This window comes from Pseudomonas cichorii, from assembly GCF_003700275.1.
GTDB classification, from domain to species: Bacteria; Pseudomonadota; Gammaproteobacteria; order Pseudomonadales; family Pseudomonadaceae; genus Aquipseudomonas; species Aquipseudomonas cichorii_B.
This window is the reverse complement of sequence record NZ_RBRE01000070.1, coordinates 19,789-35,306: the sequence shown is the minus strand read 5'-3', so window position 1 is coordinate 35,306 and position 15,518 is coordinate 19,789. Positions and strand designations below refer to the sequence as shown.

The 15,518-nt window shown below is 57.9% G+C and carries 21 protein-coding genes; 13 read left to right on the top strand and 8 right to left on the bottom strand.

Annotated features, from left to right (window positions below; translation table 11 throughout):
• Positions 1-116: 116 nt before the first annotated feature.
• Positions 117-305, top strand: coding sequence for a hypothetical protein (locus tag ALQ04_RS19255; protein WP_122317329.1), 189 nt, complete (start codon positions 117-119; stop codon positions 303-305).
• A gap of 25 nt (positions 306-330) precedes the next feature.
• Here the strand turns inward: ALQ04_RS19255 and ALQ04_RS19250 are convergent, their stop codons facing one another.
• Both ALQ04_RS19250 and ALQ04_RS19245 read right to left on the bottom strand, forming a co-directional pair.
• Entirely contained in the window at positions 331-723 is a 393-nt protein-coding gene (locus ALQ04_RS19250; protein ID WP_122317328.1) for a Fe2+/Zn2+ uptake regulation protein, read from the bottom strand.
• A 269-nt stretch (positions 724-992) separates the two neighbouring features.
• Entirely contained in the window at positions 993-2,018 is a 1,026-nt protein-coding gene (locus tag ALQ04_RS19245; RefSeq protein WP_122317327.1) for a FecR family protein, read from the bottom strand.
• 214 nt (positions 2,019-2,232) lie between these two features.
• Between ALQ04_RS19245 and ALQ04_RS19240 the strand changes: the two genes are divergently transcribed.
• The 4 genes from ALQ04_RS19240 (at position 2,233) to map (ending at position 4,680) form a co-directional block, all read left to right on the top strand.
• Entirely contained in the window at positions 2,233-3,264 is a 1,032-nt protein-coding gene (locus ALQ04_RS19240) for an Ldh family oxidoreductase (RefSeq protein ID WP_122317326.1), read from the top strand.
• Positions 3,265-3,363: 99 nt separating this feature from the next.
• Positions 3,364-3,561 carry a hypothetical protein gene (locus tag ALQ04_RS19235; RefSeq protein ID WP_122317325.1) on the top strand — a complete coding sequence of 66 codons (198 nt, stop codon included), beginning with the start codon at positions 3,364-3,366 and terminating at the stop codon, positions 3,559-3,561.
• Positions 3,562-3,649: 88 nt separating this feature from the next.
• Complete coding sequence (locus ALQ04_RS19230; RefSeq protein WP_122317324.1) at positions 3,650-3,892, top strand: ParD-like family protein; 243 nt, start codon at positions 3,650-3,652, stop codon at positions 3,890-3,892.
• Complete coding sequence (gene map / locus ALQ04_RS19225; protein WP_122317323.1) at positions 3,889-4,680, top strand: type I methionyl aminopeptidase; 792 nt, start codon at positions 3,889-3,891, stop codon at positions 4,678-4,680. Before ALQ04_RS19230 ends, map begins: the two co-directional genes overlap by 4 nt.
• Before the next feature lie 49 nt (positions 4,681-4,729).
• On the opposite strand, the gene ALQ04_RS19220 is transcribed toward map, so the two are convergent.
• The 3 genes from ALQ04_RS19220 to ALQ04_RS19210 all read right to left on the bottom strand — a co-directional run bounded on the left by ALQ04_RS19220 (position 4,730) and on the right by ALQ04_RS19210 (position 6,222).
• Positions 4,730-4,966, bottom strand: coding sequence for a DUF6555 family protein (locus ALQ04_RS19220; protein ID WP_122317322.1), 237 nt, complete (start codon positions 4,964-4,966; stop codon positions 4,730-4,732).
• A gap of 295 nt (positions 4,967-5,261) precedes the next feature.
• The gene (locus tag ALQ04_RS19215; RefSeq protein WP_409077277.1) at positions 5,262-5,960 is read right to left on the bottom strand and encodes an endonuclease; all 699 of its coding nucleotides are present in this window, start codon (positions 5,958-5,960) and stop codon (positions 5,262-5,264) included.
• A gap of 7 nt (positions 5,961-5,967) precedes the next feature.
• Complete coding sequence (locus ALQ04_RS19210; protein ID WP_122317391.1) at positions 5,968-6,222, bottom strand: DUF1654 domain-containing protein; 255 nt, start codon at positions 6,220-6,222, stop codon at positions 5,968-5,970.
• 307 nt (positions 6,223-6,529) lie between these two features.
• Here ALQ04_RS19210 and ALQ04_RS19205 point away from each other — a divergent pair, with 307 nt between their 5' ends.
• Genes ALQ04_RS19205 through ALQ04_RS19175 form a run of 7 tightly spaced genes read left to right on the top strand, consistent with a single transcriptional unit; the run spans position 6,530 to position 13,493 of the window.
• Positions 6,530-7,486, top strand: coding sequence for a sugar ABC transporter substrate-binding protein (locus tag ALQ04_RS19205; RefSeq protein ID WP_122317320.1), 957 nt, complete (start codon positions 6,530-6,532; stop codon positions 7,484-7,486).
• A gap of 52 nt (positions 7,487-7,538) precedes the next feature.
• Positions 7,539-9,095 (top strand): sugar ABC transporter ATP-binding protein, encoded by a 1,557-nt coding sequence (locus ALQ04_RS19200; protein ID WP_122317319.1) that lies wholly within the window; start codon positions 7,539-7,541, stop codon positions 9,093-9,095.
• Positions 9,088-10,071, top strand: coding sequence for an ABC transporter permease (locus ALQ04_RS19195; protein WP_122317318.1), 984 nt, complete (start codon positions 9,088-9,090; stop codon positions 10,069-10,071). The genes ALQ04_RS19200 and ALQ04_RS19195 overlap by 8 nt, the downstream gene beginning before the upstream one ends.
• Before the next feature lies 1 nt (position 10,072).
• Positions 10,073-11,095 carry a LacI family DNA-binding transcriptional regulator gene (locus ALQ04_RS19190; protein WP_122317317.1) on the top strand — a complete coding sequence of 341 codons (1,023 nt, stop codon included), beginning with the start codon at positions 10,073-10,075 and terminating at the stop codon, positions 11,093-11,095.
• 24 nt (positions 11,096-11,119) lie between these two features.
• Positions 11,120-12,037: a ribokinase gene (gene rbsK, locus ALQ04_RS19185; protein ID WP_122317316.1), complete on the top strand. Its 918-nt coding sequence runs from the start codon at positions 11,120-11,122 to the stop codon at positions 12,035-12,037.
• Positions 12,037-12,441 (top strand): D-ribose pyranase, encoded by a 405-nt coding sequence (gene rbsD, locus ALQ04_RS19180; protein WP_122317315.1) that lies wholly within the window; start codon positions 12,037-12,039, stop codon positions 12,439-12,441. Before rbsK ends, rbsD begins: the two co-directional genes overlap by 1 nt.
• A gap of 26 nt (positions 12,442-12,467) precedes the next feature.
• The gene (locus tag ALQ04_RS19175) at positions 12,468-13,493 is read left to right on the top strand and encodes a nucleoside hydrolase (RefSeq protein ID WP_122317314.1); all 1,026 of its coding nucleotides are present in this window, start codon (positions 12,468-12,470) and stop codon (positions 13,491-13,493) included.
• Between the two features lie 23 nt (positions 13,494-13,516).
• Here ALQ04_RS19175 and ALQ04_RS19170 read toward each other — a convergent pair whose 3' ends face one another.
• A complete protein-coding gene (locus ALQ04_RS19170) occupies positions 13,517-13,711 on the bottom strand; it encodes a hypothetical protein (RefSeq protein ID WP_122317313.1) in 195 nt (64 codons plus the stop codon).
• Positions 13,712-13,979: 268 nt separating this feature from the next.
• On the opposite strand from ALQ04_RS19170, the gene ALQ04_RS19165 reads away from it, so the two are divergent.
• A complete protein-coding gene (locus ALQ04_RS19165) occupies positions 13,980-14,303 on the top strand; it encodes an I78 family peptidase inhibitor (protein WP_122317312.1) in 324 nt (107 codons plus the stop codon).
• 66 nt (positions 14,304-14,369) lie between these two features.
• Here the strand turns inward: ALQ04_RS19165 and ALQ04_RS19160 are convergent, their stop codons facing one another.
• Positions 14,370-14,582, bottom strand: coding sequence for a cold-shock protein (locus tag ALQ04_RS19160; protein WP_024685433.1), 213 nt, complete (start codon positions 14,580-14,582; stop codon positions 14,370-14,372).
• A gap of 294 nt (positions 14,583-14,876) precedes the next feature.
• Positions 14,877-15,185: a hypothetical protein gene (locus ALQ04_RS19155; RefSeq protein ID WP_122317311.1), complete on the bottom strand. Its 309-nt coding sequence runs from the start codon at positions 15,183-15,185 to the stop codon at positions 14,877-14,879.
• Positions 15,186-15,518: the final 333 nt, after the last annotated feature.

Here is a 15,518-nt window from a genome sequence, read left to right as displayed (position 1 = left end):
GTCAAAGAGGCGCGAGAGGAGGCGGGGAGCGGTGCCAGAAATGGCACATCGGCGTACCATAGGCGCCGCATTTGCGCAGAGCCGATGCTGTCCATGAAGAATCCAGGAAAACCGTTATGACCAACAAGCAGCGTTTGATTTACTCCCTCCTGATTGCCCTGTGCGTACTGGCGATCATGCTGGGCCTGTCGCATTTGCAGAACAGTGGGGTGCTCAGCGAGAAGACCTTTCAGTACATCGCGATCAGTGTGGCGGTACTGGTGGTCATTCTGAACGGCATCCTGCGTCGCAAGGTCAAGCGCTGATCTCTACAGCCTGCGCAGCACCGTATTACTGAGCGCAATCCTTGCCGGATTCGCTCAGCCATTCCCAGGCGCGCGGGTGCAGGCTGTAGGTCTTGTCCGGGTTGAGATTGATCACTCCCTCATCGCACAGGCGCTTCAACACTTCGCGCACGCTGAGAAAGGACAGCGGCACATCGAGGCGCAGCAACTGGCTGTGCACTCCGCGTACCCCCAACGGCTGACCTTCATCGTTGGCTGCCAGCAGGGCATCCAGCACCTTCAGCCTGACCAGGCTGGTACGCAGGCCAAAACTCTTCAGCAACAACCTTATATGTTCGTTGCCGGGACGATCGGTTTCTGCGGCGGGCGCTTCTGCCTGGGCAGAAAGGGCCGTCTGCCGGAGCATCGTGCGGGTGGTAATTCCTTGACGATTGAACATGCGCAAACTCCTTTTCAGGCTTTCCAGATGCGGCTCAGTGAATTGTTTGAACGAAACTCATTTACTAGACGAACGAGCGCGCAAAAAACTCATCCTTGAACGCAAAAAAAACATAAAAACGTGCTATCGCCGGAATCACGGCTGATGAAAACAGTGGCGTGCACGTACTGGACGAGTCCGGATCATACCGGGGTTTTTTTCAAAAATGTGTGAAAACGCTTCGCATTTGCATTTGTTGCGTGGGAAATTCTTGGCGGGGGGTAGAGCGATCAGCCTTTGGGTGTTGTCGACAGGCGCTTGTTGAGGACGGGGTTGCCTTCCTGATTCTGGGTCACGAAAACCGGCAATACCTTGGGTAGCGATGTGAGCAGGTTCGACATGTCATGGGTGTTGTAACTGCCACCCAGGCGAATGGCGCCTGTGGCGTTGTCGGCCAGCAGAATCGGCGTAGGCAGGTAGCGGTTGATCAACGGCAATGCCTGGCTCAGCGGCATGTCATTGAAGATCAGCTTGCCATTGCGCCACGCAAGGCTGGTATCGCTTGCCTGGGTTTCACTGATTCTTGGCTGGAAATCGCCGGCCTTGTAACTGGCCTGCATGCCCGGATCCAGCCGATAGCCGTTGCCAGGTTGCAAGCGGTCGCTGCTGACCTGCACCGAGCCTTCGACAAGCATGACCCGCACCTGCTCCTGATACATCCAGACATTGAAGCGGGTGCCCGTCACCTTGACGCTGCCCTGGCCAGCGCTGACCACGAACGGGTGCGTGCTGTCATGGCTGACTTCAAAGAACGCTTCACCCTTTTTCAGGGTGACGCTGCGCCGATCCTTGTAGTTGGCGTAAGTCAGTTGCGTGCCCAGGTTCAGCTCGACGCGACTGCCATCGGCCATGGTCACTACCCGGGTGGCATCCTGTGTTTCGTACGTGTCGTAGGCATTGGGCAGCCAGCCTTGATTCCAGCCAACGAGGCCCGCCAGAGGTATTGCCAGTGCAGCCACGGTTGCAGCAACTGCGTAGTTGCGCCGCACGCGCTGGCGATAGGGAGCGGGGCGAGGTGCCTGAGGCTGCGCTTCGACTACCGGCGAGGGGTTGGCCGGCGTGACCTGTTCGGAGATGTCCCATATTTCCAGCATCGCTTCGTATTCGATTGCATGCTGTGGATGGGCATTGAGCCAGTGGGCGAACACCTTGCGCTCGGCATCCGTACAGTCGTCGGCATGCAAACGCATACACCAATGCGCGGCGGCATCGGTTATTGCGTCATATTCTGCTTCGCTGAGGATAGGGGCGCTCATTGGCTCTCCGGCTTAGGTTGGCGCATTCTACCTCTGGATGTCCGCTGGAGAGAACAATGTATGGCTATTGAGTATCAGGCAGAGGATTATTTCATCGTGAATGTGATCGGCTCTCATTGATGTAACGGCCCTGACATAAGTCTTTTTTCTTGCGCACGGCAGTATTTTTTCCTGCAATGATCCTGGCTTTTTCATCCATGACGCGGAGCTTCAGATGACGGAAACTTCTGACAATGACTCGCTTGCAAGAGTCTCGTACTCGCAGTTGGCTGACTTGCTGTTTCAGATATTCGTGGCCCACGGCACCTCACCGCAGGTTGCCGGGGTTCTGTCCGCCAATTGCGCCAGTGCCGAACGGGACGGTTCCCATAGTCATGGGATCTTTCGTATTCCTGGTTACCTGTCTTCGCTGGCCAGTGGCTGGGTCGATGGTCAGGCGCTGCCGGTGGTCGAGGATGTTGCCGCAGCCTTCGTCAGGGTCGATGCTGCCAACGGTTTTGCCCAGCCCGCTCTGCATGCTGCCAGTGAACTGCTGGTCGAAAAGGCCAGGAGTGCGGGGATCGCGATTCTGGCGATTCGCAACTCTCACCATTTCGCAGCGCTATGGCCGGATGTCGAGCCCTTTGCCCGGCAAGGCCTTGTGGCGCTGAGCATGGTCAACAGCATGACCTGTGTCGTGCCCCATGGCGCACAACGGCCGCTGTTTGGCACCAACCCGATTGCCTTTGCGGCCCCGCGGGCCAATGGTCAACCTTTGGTGTTCGACCTGGCGACCAGTGCCATTGCCCACGGCGATGTCCAGATCGCAGCGCGGGAAGGGCGTATGTTGCCGCCGGGTATGGGCGTGGATCGTTACGGACAGCCCAGTGAAGACCCAAAGGCCATTCTCGATGGCGGCGCACTCCTGCCGTTCGGCGGCCACAAGGGATCGGCCCTGTCGATGATGGTGGAACTGCTGGCGGCGGGGCTGACCGGAGGGAATTTTTCGTTCGGGTTCGACTGGTCGCAACACCCCGGTGCGCAGACGCCCTGGACAGGGCAATTGCTGATCGTCATCGATCCGGACCGAGGCAGCGGACAGCATTTCGCGCTGCGCAGCGAGGAGCTTGTCAGGCAACTGTACGGGGCAGGGCAGGACCGACTTCCCGGTGACCGGCGCTATGTTCAACGCGCCAGATCCATGGCCGATGGCATCGCGATTGCCCAGGCTGACCTTGTACGCCTGCAAGGGTTGGCGGGGCGCTGATGCGTGGTCCGGGGCAACGACCATTCGTCGCAACCCGTCTTGTGCCGAGTCGGTTATCCGAATACTGTACATGCAAACAGTATCCCGCAAGAGGTCGTCATGTCCCTGAATGCAGTGCAAGGTTCGATTACTCACCCAGCCTTCGGCGCTTCACTGGTCAATGAGATGCAGCGCGAAGATTTCCTCGCCCTGGCAACAGCGCTGCGCCAGTTCAATTTCGATGAGCCACCGGGCTCGATGACCCTCGGCGAAGCTCATTATGCTGACGAGCCTCGTTGCACCGCCATCGCCTGCTAGCTGTCCCCAAAGCAGCACGCTCCAGTCGCATGGTTGATTATGGATATACGAAACATATATGCTTCGTATATTCCATATGAGGTGAGCCATGGGGCTGGTAAAGATTTCCGAACACATGCATGCCAATGTGCGCTCGGCCAGTGTGGCCTTGAGTCGCTCCATCAACGCTCAGGCTGAGCACTGGATGCGGATCGGCATGCTGGCCGAACTTCACCCTACACTCAACTACAGCGAAATCTGTCAGATGCTGATTCGTGCCGAACATGCAGGTGGCACTGTACTGACAGCCCAGCCTTTCGATATCTCTTCGGTTACCAGGGTGGCCTCATGAGTCGCGGCATCACACTCAAGACCGAACAGGATCTGGTCCAGTTGCGTATCGCTGGTCGATTGGCTGCCGATGTACTGGCGATGATCGCGCCTTATGTTAAGGCCGGGGTCAGCACCGAAGCCCTGGATGACATCTGCAACGAATACATCGTCAAGGAACTGAAAGTCATCCCGGCGAACGTTGGCTATCACGGCTTCACCAAGACCACCTGCATTTCGCCCAATGCAGTGGTCTGCCACGGCATTCCTTCGGCAACCGACATCCTCAAGGATGGCGATATCGTCAATATCGACGTGGCTGTCATCAAGGATGGCTGGTACGGCGACACCAGCCGCATGTATCTGGTCGGCGAGGTCAGCCCGCTGGCCAGACGCCTGGTTGAAACCACCTATGAAGCCACTCGCGCCGGTATTCATGCCGTGCGCCCGGGGGCCACGCTGGGCGATATCGGGCATGCCATCCAGACAGTTGCGCACCGCGAAGGCTTCAGTGTCGTGCGTGAGTATTGCGGGCATGGCATTGGTCGCACCTACCATGAGGAACCGCAGGTTCTGCACTACGGCACCGCTGGCAAGGGCCTCAGGCTCAAGCCGGGCATGGTGTTTACCATCGAGCCGATGATCAATGCCGGCAGGCCGGAAACCAGGGCGCTGGCCGATGGCTGGACGGTGTTGACCCGTGATCTGTCATTGTCTGCCCAGTGGGAGCATATGGTTGCGGTGACCCAGACGGGGTTCGAGTTGTTGACGCCCTGGCCGGACGGTACGGGCCAGTACGCGCCGATCTAGATCTGGATATGAAAAAAACCGGCCCTTCAGGGCCGGTTTCATTTTTACATCAGACGTTTGCAGAACTCTTCTTCCAATGCACCTGCGTCACGCCAAAGCCTTGTGCCTGCAAGGTTGCCAGGCGTATGGGGCCTGCCGCGACATTGTCACTGACAGCACCTACTCCGGCATGCAGCGTAGCGAAATGCAAGGCGTCGCTTTGGCTGAGTAACAAGGCCTGATGCAGAAAGTGGCGGGTTTCGCCCTTGAACTGATAGTGGATTTCAAATTCCGTTTGAGTATTCATTCTTGCCTGCCTGTTGGGCGTAAGGGCTACGCCATCTGAAAATGAGTACTTGCTAGTACAGGTAGCCGGGCGTGCGTCATGCACGTGGAATTGCTACTTCATTTCGAGATCGATGCAGGTTGGCAATTAATACAGACAGTGCTGATCGGACTACAGTCTCTAGCGCCCGTCCAAAGAGGGGCGCGAGAAGGAAATTACAGCGTTTTGGATCCAACAGAGTAGTTGTCCGACGAGTGGCGAAAGGCCTTATCCAGACGTGTGGATTACTCGTCGAAAATCTCTCAAACGGATGGAATCAGCCACAGGATTTGAGATTCACCGGCCCGACGAACTCATTGCCGCGGCCCATCACACAGGCTACCCGCTGATTGCGTTGCTGCTCCCAGGCTTGAACCGGGTAAGTCTTGTCCCAGGCCTGATAAAGCTGTTGATCCTGGCGTGACAGTCGCAAGTTGTAATGCTTGCTCATGTAGAAGTAGGTACGGGCGATCATGCCGCGTATCGAAGGGCGGGGCATGACCTTCTTGGCTTTGAAATCGACTTGCGTCAGGCAGGAACCATACTGGCCTTTCTGCTCGGGCAACCAGCCAAAGCTGAAATTGCTGCGATCGCCATTTACCTCGCCTATGCTGGGAACCAGATTGTGCAAATCGGCCTCGGCACGCTTGTAGGCTTCGTCATTCCTGGCGCAGTTCTTTCGGCCGCCGTTCTGCCAGCACTGGCGCTGATGGCCAATCTGCCAGGCGGGCACAATGTGTTCCCATTCGATGCGCTTGGCGCGGTTGGCGTTCTTGCGCGGCACGTAGCCGCAGGCCGCCAGATCAACCTGATTGCCGGTGTATTTGCAGCCGCAATAGAACTCTGTCGCCTGGGGGGCATACAGTTTCCAGGCGACTTTCTTGGCTTCGCTGAAGGTTCGTGGTGCGTCGGCCTGTACGGTCAGTGGAGCAATGAGGAGCAGGGTGGTGCAGAGCAGGGTGGAAAATCTAGCCATCATGCCGTCAGTCTTCCTTTGGCACTGTCCAGAATATCTGTACGCCACCGTCATCGCGCCAGGCGAGGGTGACGTTATCGTTCTCGGCTATTTCTTCCAGAAGCTGGGCCCAGTCTTCTTCCGTCTCGTCAGGCAGACGAAAGATCAAGGCGGCCTTGGCTTTCTGGGCAGTAGGCGAATTGATGATTTTTTGCACCCGGACGCCAAGACGCTCGTAGGAACCGGGAAGGGAGGGTGTCACTGCTGCGCTTTGTTTTGCCACGAAAAAGATCCCTTGACTTTGCTGTACGGGCATACAGTATTTCACTGTCGGATCTTTCGCAACTTTTATGTAGGATCAGGCACTTGAGGGTTGGCGGTATATCGCTGTTTGTTGATTTTTCTGTCTGATTTCCGCCTTTATGATGGCCTTTTCCCCTCATTACCGGGGCTGGAAGCCTTCATTCCGCCGATTGACAAAACCTGCAACCTTTCTCATAGTTCGATCTCGCAAACGTTTGCGTATCGAGTCCTGTGCTCGACCCAGCAGCGTTGGCCCGAACAATAATCACAAGATCGGAGATGCACTCATGAAGCTGCCATTCGCTGGACGTCTTCTCGCTGCCGCCATTTTCTCTGCCGCCACCGCGGTCACCCCCCTCTCTGTCGTACACGCCCAGGATGCTGAAAAGCCCAAGGTCGCTCTGGTCATGAAATCACTGGCCAACGAGTTCTTCCTGACCATGGAAGATGGTGCCAAGGCTTACCAGAAAGAGCATTCCAACGACTTCGACCTGATTTCCAACGGCATCAAGGATGAGTCCGACACGGCCAGCCAGATCCGTATCGTCGAGCAGATGATCGTGTCCCGGGTCGACGCGCTGGTCATCGCGCCAGCCGATTCCAAGGCGCTGGTGCCGGTCATCAAGAAAGCCATGGATGCCGGTATCCAGGTCATCAACATTGATAACCAGCTCGATGCCGCAGTGCTGAAAAGCAAGAATATCGAAGTGCCTTTCGTAGGCCCGGATAACCGCAAGGGCGCGCGTCTGGTGGGTGAATACCTGGCCGGTAAACTGCAGGCCGGCGATGAAGTGGGCATCATTGAAGGCGTGCCGACCACCACCAACGCCCAGCAGCGTACCGCCGGCTTCAAGGACGCCATGGATACCGCAAAAATGAAGGTCGTTTCCGTGCAGTCCGGTAACTGGGAAATCGACAAGGGCAATGCGGTTGCCTCGGCGATGCTCAACGAATATCCAAACCTCAAGGCGCTGCTGGCAGGCAATGACAGCATGGCGCTGGGTGCCGTGTCGGCGGTTCGTGCCGCTGGCAAGGCGGGCAAGGTGATGGTGGTCGGCTACGACAATATCAACGCCATCAAGCCCATGCTCAAGGACGGTCGAGTGCTGGCCACTGCTGATCAGTTCGCTGCCAAACAAGCGGTTTTCGGTATCGAAGCGGCCCTGAAGAAAGTCAGGAAGCAGCCGGTCGACAGCGTCAATGGCGTGATCGAAACGCCGGTCGAGCTGGTCACCAAACCCTGATATCTGCCTGTAATGGCGTCTGTCCGAGCAGGGCAGGCGCCGGGAGAATGTTATGTCAGCACCTGTTCAGGATGCTGTTCTGTCCATCAGCGGTATCGGCAAGAGTTACGCGCAGCCGGTGCTTGGTGATATCGAGCTGACCCTGATGCGCGGCGAAGTGCTGGCCTTGACCGGCGAAAATGGCGCAGGCAAGAGCACCCTGTCGAAAATCATTGGCGGGTTGGTAGTGCCTGATACGGGAGTGATGCATTTTCAGGGGCAGCCTTATCAACCGGCAAACCGTACCCAGGCCGAAAGGCTAGGGGTGCGGATGGTCATGCAGGAGTTGAACCTGCTGCCGACCCTGACGGTGGCCGAGAACCTGTTTCTGGATGACATGCCGCGGCGCCTGGGCTGGATCGACCGCAAGCAACTGCGCGAAAACGCTATCAAGGCCATGGCTCAGGTCGGTCTGGAAGCGATCGATCCCGATACGCTGGTCGGCGACCTGGGAATAGGTCACCAGCAGATGGTCGAAATCGCCCGCAACCTCACTGGCGATTGCCATGTGCTGATTCTCGACGAGCCCACCGCGATGTTGACCTCTCGGGAAGTCGAGATGCTGTTCGAGCAGGTCAGCCGGTTGCAGGCTCGCGGGGTCTCGATCATTTATATCTCCCATCGCCTGGAAGAGCTGGCCAGGGTCGCCCAGCGGATTGCTGTACTGCGTGACGGCAAGCTGGTCTGCGTCGAGCCGATTGCCCGTTACGACAGTGAGCAACTGGTTACCCTGATGGTCGGGCGCGAGCTGGGCGAGCACATGGACATGGGCCCGCGAAAGATTGGCGAGGTCGCGCTGTCGGTCAAGGGGCTGTCACGCGCGGGCAAGGTTCAGGACGTTTCGTTTCAGGTGCGCAGCGGCGAGATTTTCGGTATTTCCGGGCTGATCGGCGCGGGGCGCACCGAATTGTTGCGTTTGATCTACGGTGCCGACAAGGCCGATGGCGGGCATATCGAAGTCGGCCAGCCACTGCGCACCGCGACGATCCGCTCGCCCGCAGATGCGGTCGAACATGGCATTGCGCTGATCACGGAAGACCGCAAGGGCGAAGGTCTGCTGATGTCACAGTCGATCAGCGCCAATATCGCCCTGGGCAATATGCCGACCATTTCTCGCGGCGGTCTGGTCAATGCCCGCGATGAGCTGACCCTGGCGCAACGGCAGGTCGAAGCCATGCGGATCCGCAGCTCCAGCCCGTCGCAACTGGTTTCGGAGCTTTCCGGTGGCAACCAGCAGAAGGTCGTCATCGGCCGCTGGCTGGAGCGTGACTGCCCGGTGATGCTGTTCGACGAGCCCACACGTGGCATCGATGTGGGCGCCAAGTTCGACATTTACGCGCTACTCGGCGAATTGACCCGTCAGGGGCGGGCGCTGGTAGTGGTGTCCAGCGATCTGCGGGAGCTCATGTTGATCTGTGACCGCATTGGTGTGCTGTCGGCAGGTCGCCTGATCGATACCTTCGAGCGTGACAACTGGACCCAGGATCAATTGCTCGCCGCCGCTTTTGCCGGCTATCAAAAACGTGATGCGCTGCTCTCCGACGCCGCGCCAGGAATGACTCATGAATAACCCTGTTTCCCGGAAGCAGCCTGTGCCGGCCCGCAATTATTTTGGCCTCGGTACTTACCTTGGCCTGGCGGGCGCCTTGCTGGCGATGATTGTGCTGTTCTCGCTGCTGAGTGATCACTTCCTGTCGTACCAGACCTTCAGCACCCTGGCCAACCAGATCCCGGACCTGATGGTCCTGGCCGTCGGCATGACCCTGGTGCTGATAATTGGCGGTATCGACCTGTCAGTTGGCTCGGTACTGGCCCTGGCTGCTTCGGCGGTGAGTGTCGCGATTCTGGGCTGGGGTTGGAGCGTGTTTCCGGCCGCCTTGCTGGGGATTGCCTGTGCGACTCTGGCCGGCACCATTACCGGTTCGATCACCGTGGCCTGGCGCATTCCGTCATTCATCGTGTCGCTGGGCGTGCTGGAAATGGCCCGCGGCGTGGCGTACCAGATGACCAACTCGCGCACGGCCTACATCGGTGATTCCTTCGCCTGGCTTTCCAACCCTGTCGCCTTTGGTATCGCGCCCTCGTTCCTGATCGCGCTACTGGTGATCGTCATTGCCCAGGCGGTGCTGACCCGCACTGTATTCGGTCGTTATCTGATCGGTATCGGCACCAACGAAGAGGCTGTGCGTCTGGCGGGGATCAATCCCAAGCCTTACAAGATTCTGGTGTTTTCGTTGATGGGACTGCTGGCCGGTGTGGCGGCACTGTTCCAGATTTCTCGGCTCGAAGCGGCTGATCCCAACGCCGGTGCCGGTCTTGAACTGCAGGTCATCGCTGCAGTGGTGATTGGCGGTACCAGCCTGATGGGCGGGCGTGGTTCGATCATCAGCACGTTCTTCGGCGTCCTGATCATTTCCGTTCTGGCCGCAGGTCTGGCGCAGATCGGCGCGTCGGAGCCAACCAAGCGCATCATCACCGGTGCGGTCATTGTGATCGCGGTGGTGCTGGACACCTACCGTAGTCACCGGGCGCGGCGGCAGGGCTGATATGGCAACCATCAAAGACGTTGCGGCGCTGGCGGGGATTTCCTACACCACGGTGTCGCATGTGCTGAACAAGACCCGGCCGGTCAGCGATCCGGTGCGGCTCAAGGTCGAGGCGGCGATTGCGCAGCTCGACTATGTGCCCAGCGCTGTTGCCCGTTCGCTCAAGGCCAAGACCACCTCGACTATCGGGTTGTTGATTCCCAATGGCACCAACCCTTATTTCGCCGAGCTGGCGCGGGGGATCGAGGATCACTGCGAGCGCAATGGCTTTTGCGTGATCCTCTGTAACTCCGACGACAACCCGGAAAAACAGCGCAACTACCTGCGGGTGCTGCTGGAGAAGCGCGTCGATGGCCTGATCGTTTCTTCGGTGGGTGGCGATGTGAGCATTGCAGGCGGTCTGGCCGAGGTGCGCACGCCGATGGTGATTGTCGACCGTGAGCTGGAGGGGATCGATGCCGATATGGTGCGTATCGATCATGAACAGGGTGCCTATCTGGCGACCCGGCACTTGCTGGATCTGGGGCATGAACACATTGCCTGCATCGGTGGACCATTGAATACGGTGGTGACCGAGATGCGCTTTGTCGGTTATCGACGGGCCATGCATGAGGCCGGTATCGAGGTCCAGCCAGACTGGATGCTGCACAGCGAGTTCAGCAGCGTTGCCGGGTATGAAAGCGCGGTTGCTCTTCTGGATAGCCAGCCGCCGACCGCCATTTTTGCCGGTAACGATGTGATGGCCATTGGCGTATTGCGGGCTGCGGCCGAGCGCAATATCCGGGTGCCCAGAGATCTTTCGGTGATCGGTTTCGACGATATCCAGATGAGCCGCTACGTCTATCCCGCGCTGACCACCGTCGGCCAGTCGATCATGCAACTGGGTGAAACCGCAGCCGAAATGCTCTTGTCCAGGCTGGCGGAATCCTCGACCGGCGCGATTCGCAAGCGCCTGGTCACCCCCAATGTCGTGGTGCGTGAGTCCACCGCGCCGCCGAACAATGCTTTCAATGAATTGCGCTGAAACACCGCGCCGAGCGAACGAGCCATGCACGCAAAAATAGTGATAGTAGGCAGCCTGAACATGGACCTGGTGATTCGTGCGCAACGTTTGCCGCGTCCCGGTGAAACGCTCTCGGGCAAGACGTTTGTCACGGTGCCGGGCGGCAAGGGCGCCAATCAGGCCGTTGCAGCAGCACGGCTGGGTGGCGATGTGGCGATGATCGGTTGTGTTGGCGAGGATGCCTATGGCGAGCAATTGCGTGGTGCATTACTGGCCGAGCAGATCGATTGTCGCGCGGTCACTTCGGTTTCCGGGGTTTCCACGGGCATTGCGTCGATTGTGGTGGATGACAATAGTCAGAATGCGATCATCATCGTTGCCGGCGGCAATGGCCTGCTGACCCCGGCGCTGGTCGAGCGTTTCGACGAACTTCTTCAGGCTGCCGAAGTTGTCATCTGCCAGCTCGAAGTGCCGATGGAAACTGTCCGCCATACCTTGTGCCGTGCCCACGAACTGGGCAAGACCGTCATTCTCAATCCCGCACCGGCCGCCGCGCCGTTGCCGCAGGAATGGTATCGATTGATCGATTACCTGATCCCCAATGAAAGCGAGGCTCTGGCGCTGACGGGGATCGCAGTGGATTCGCCCGAGTCGGCGCAACAGGCTGCTACAGCGCTGCTGGCGGCCGGGGTGCGCAACGTTATCGTCACGCTGGGCGAGCAGGGCAGCCTGCTGGCCAATGCCCGGGGCTTTGAGCATGTTCCGGCGCTTCGGGTAAAGGCTGTGGATACGACGGCGGCAGGTGATACCTTTGTCGGAGGCTTTGCCTCGGCGCTTACCCGGGGCAAGAGTGAATCCGAGGCGATCCGCTTCGCCCAGGTTGCGGCCGCGCTGTCTGTCACCCGTGCTGGCGCGCAACCTTCGATACCGACGTTCGATGAAGTGCAGGAATTCAAACGCTGATGAAAAAGACACCGCTCCTCAATATAGCCCTGTCCCGTGTGATTGCTTCGCTGGGGCATGGCGATATCCTCATGATCGTCGATGCCGGCATGCCCGTGCCTGCCGGTGTCGAGCTGATCGATCTGGCGTTGACCCATGGTGTGCCGGATTTTGCCAGTGTGCTGGATGTCGTGCTGACGGAAATGCAGGTCGAAAGCCATGTGCTGGCCAGCGAGATGCTCGAAGTACAACCGCCAGGCCTGCAGGTGATCGAGGCTTTGGCGCTGGATGCGCAACTGGGGCAGCAGCACTGGGTGACGCATGAGGAGTTGAAGGTCTTGAGCCGCAAGGCCAAGGCTATCGTTCGTAGTGGCGAATGCCGGCCGTACAGCAATGTTGCCTTGGTGGCTGGTGTGGTTTTCTAAAGGAAGTCTTGAACAGGGAGTCAAACATGCAATTACTGAAATTTTCCCGTCAATTACTGTGGAGTGTGTCGCTTTTGTCCATTCTAGGTATCTCTGCTGCACAGGCAGCCGAAAAGCGTAACCTGATCATCGACACCGATCCGGGGGCCGACGATGTGGTTGCGCTGCTTCTGGCTCTGGCCTCTCCGCAAGAGCTGAATGTCATGGCGATCACCACCGTGGCGGGCAATGTGCGTCTGGACAAGACCTCGCGCAATGCGCGGCTTGCCCGCGAATGGGCCGGGCGCGAGGAAGTGCCGGTCTATGCCGGGGCGCCAAAGCCTCTGGTGCGTACGCCTATCTACGCCGAGAACGTGCATGGCCAGGAAGGGTTGCCGGGCGTGCCGATCCATGAGCCAGCCAAAGGCCTGGCCGAAGGCAATGCCGTCAACTATCTGATCGAAACCCTGAAAAAGGCCGAGCCGCACAGCATCACTATTGCCATGCTCGGGCCGCAGACCAACCTTGCGCTAGCGTTGGTACAGGCTCCCGAGATTACCCAGGGCATCAAGGAAGTGGTGGTCATGGGCGGTGCGCACTTCAATGGCGGCAATATCACCCCGGTTGCCGAGTTCAACCTGTTTGCCGATCCGCATGCTGCGCAGATCGTCCTGGCCAGTGGTGTCAAACTGACTTACGTGCCGCTGGACGTGACCCACAAGATTCTGACCAGCGAGCAGCGTCTGCAGAAGATCGCTGCGCTGGGCAATCAGGCGGGCAAGCTGGTCGGCGGGATTCTCGACGAGTACGTCAAGCTGGACATGGAGCATTACGGTTTGCCCGGCGGTCCGGTCCATGATGCAAGCGTGATTGCCTGGCTGCTCAAGCCCGAGTTGTTTTCCGGGCGGCAGATCAACCTGGCCATCGATAGCCGTGACGGTATCGGCTTTGGTCAGACCGTTGCAGACTGGTACGGCACTCTAGAGCAGCCGCAGAATGTGTTCTGGGTCGAAAATGGCGATGCCCAGGGCTTTTTCGACCTGTTGACCGATCGGCTGGCGCGCCTGAAATGAGTCACCCGCAGCAAACCGGCGCTTCAGGCCGGCATCTCGGCCGTCGAGTACCTGCTTAGCACCTGGGTGAGAAAGGTTCGGGCACCCTCGGTGCCCAGTTCCTTGATCAACAGGTCGACGGCAATGATCGTAAGCTCTTCCGCAGTGCCGGGGCTGTGCGAGCAATGTCCCTGAGGCCATCTGGCCTTGATGTCCGCATCGATGGATATGGTTGTCATGTCTGTCTCGTCTTGTGTGAAACAACGGCTCATCCTGAGCGCTGCCGAATGCCCGGACGCTGTGTGCAGTAAATCATTCCAGACTGATGCTGACACTTCTACTTAGGCATCATGTCGATTTATTAATAGCCTACGTGAATAAACGTTTTGTGACGATTTGGCTGCGCAGGCATGGATCCTGTGGGGCAGACTTTTGCGGCGCCTGCAACCAATACGCACTGTTGCGGTCGCACAAGGTCTGATTCTGTTCATTGGTAGAGGAGGCTGTATGCCCCGGAAATTGTTAACTTCAGGTTTTTTCGCTGCGACAGCATTATTGGCAGGGTGCAGTACCCCATCAGGGTCGGCTCCCGAAACCGCCCAGTCCCCAGCGGCTCACGCCGGACACGGTCGCTGCGACGCAGCGCAGGCCCAATCCGCAGTCGGGCAGCAGGCTTCGGCCGCCTTGCTGGCCCAGGTGCGCACCTCATCCGGGTCGAACGAAGCACGTATTCTCGGCCCTAACGATATGGTCACGCTGGAGTATCGATCCGATCGCGTGAATATCAATGCAGATAGCAGTGGCAAGGTGATTCGCGTCAACTGTGGTTGATGCCCGCATTTCTCCGCGCCCATAAAAAAACCCGTCGATGACGGGTTTTTTTTCAAGTCAGGTGGATCAGACCACAGTGACTTCTTCTGCTTGCATGCCTTTCTGGCCTTTGGCAGCAACGAAAGAAACGGTCTGGCCTTCTTTCAGGCTTTTGAAACCGTCGCTCTGGATTGCTTTGAAGTGTACGAACAGATCGTCACCGCCACCTTGTGGAGTGATAAAGCCGAAGCCTTTTTCATCGTTGAACCATTTTACGGTGCCGGTTTGGCGATTAGACATGGTGTATCTCCAAGAACATAATTTTTCAGTAGAACGTGCTGCTCAGGCCAACTGGGCACACCGAACCATAATAGTCGAAATGTAAGAAAAGAGAGCTGTTTAGGTAGGACTTTAAATCAAAGATTAGAAGATTCAGGGCGTCATATTATCTTTGCGTCGATGTGGCGCGATCCGGCGTGAATCGGCATGAAGGTTTTCATAACGGCGAAAGCCCCGTGATACGGGGCTTTCGGGCATGTTTCCCAGGCGTCTCGTCAGTCAGGTCCAGTGACCTGGTTCTGTGCCGTGGGAAATTTATTTTTTTACCTGATTGCAGTTATCGGCGACCAGTTTTTGCAGTTTCGACGTCAAGGCAGGGTTCTGCGCCGGATTGGAATTGAGAGTGGTGATTTCCTTGTCCGTGAAATGCGCGTCTACCTGCCTGGCCCCGCACTCGCAATGAGCCTGGGCGGTCTTGTCATCCAGATTATGCTGCTTTGCGGCGCTGATGCATTCTTGCGTGAAGGTGCTGCGGGTCGCAGTGTCCATCGCCGCTTGAGCGGTAAGCGGTCCGGCCAGGGCTGCACAGCCAAGCAGGGCAGGGATCAGGTGTAAGAGCTTCATGGTGTTCTCCTTTGCTGGAACAAACAGGACTCGACTTATTCAGACGGCCTTGAAGGGCTCCAGTTCAGGCGATATGCAAAATCGTGCTATTTCAGCCCCTGTGAAAACGCAGCCTGATCGAGGGCAATAATTTCTACATGGGCTGATTTGTAGATTCATTGGGCTGTAAGTGTGTGTCTAGAGGCATGCATGTGCTAGGATGCGCGCCCTGTGGATTCTTCTTGCCCCGCGACTAAATGGTCTGCGGCGCGGCATATACAGGTTTTCGTAAAATTCCAGTCATCTGGTTCGGTTCAAGGTTGGCCTTGAAGGCTCCTGCCACTGTGAGGCAGG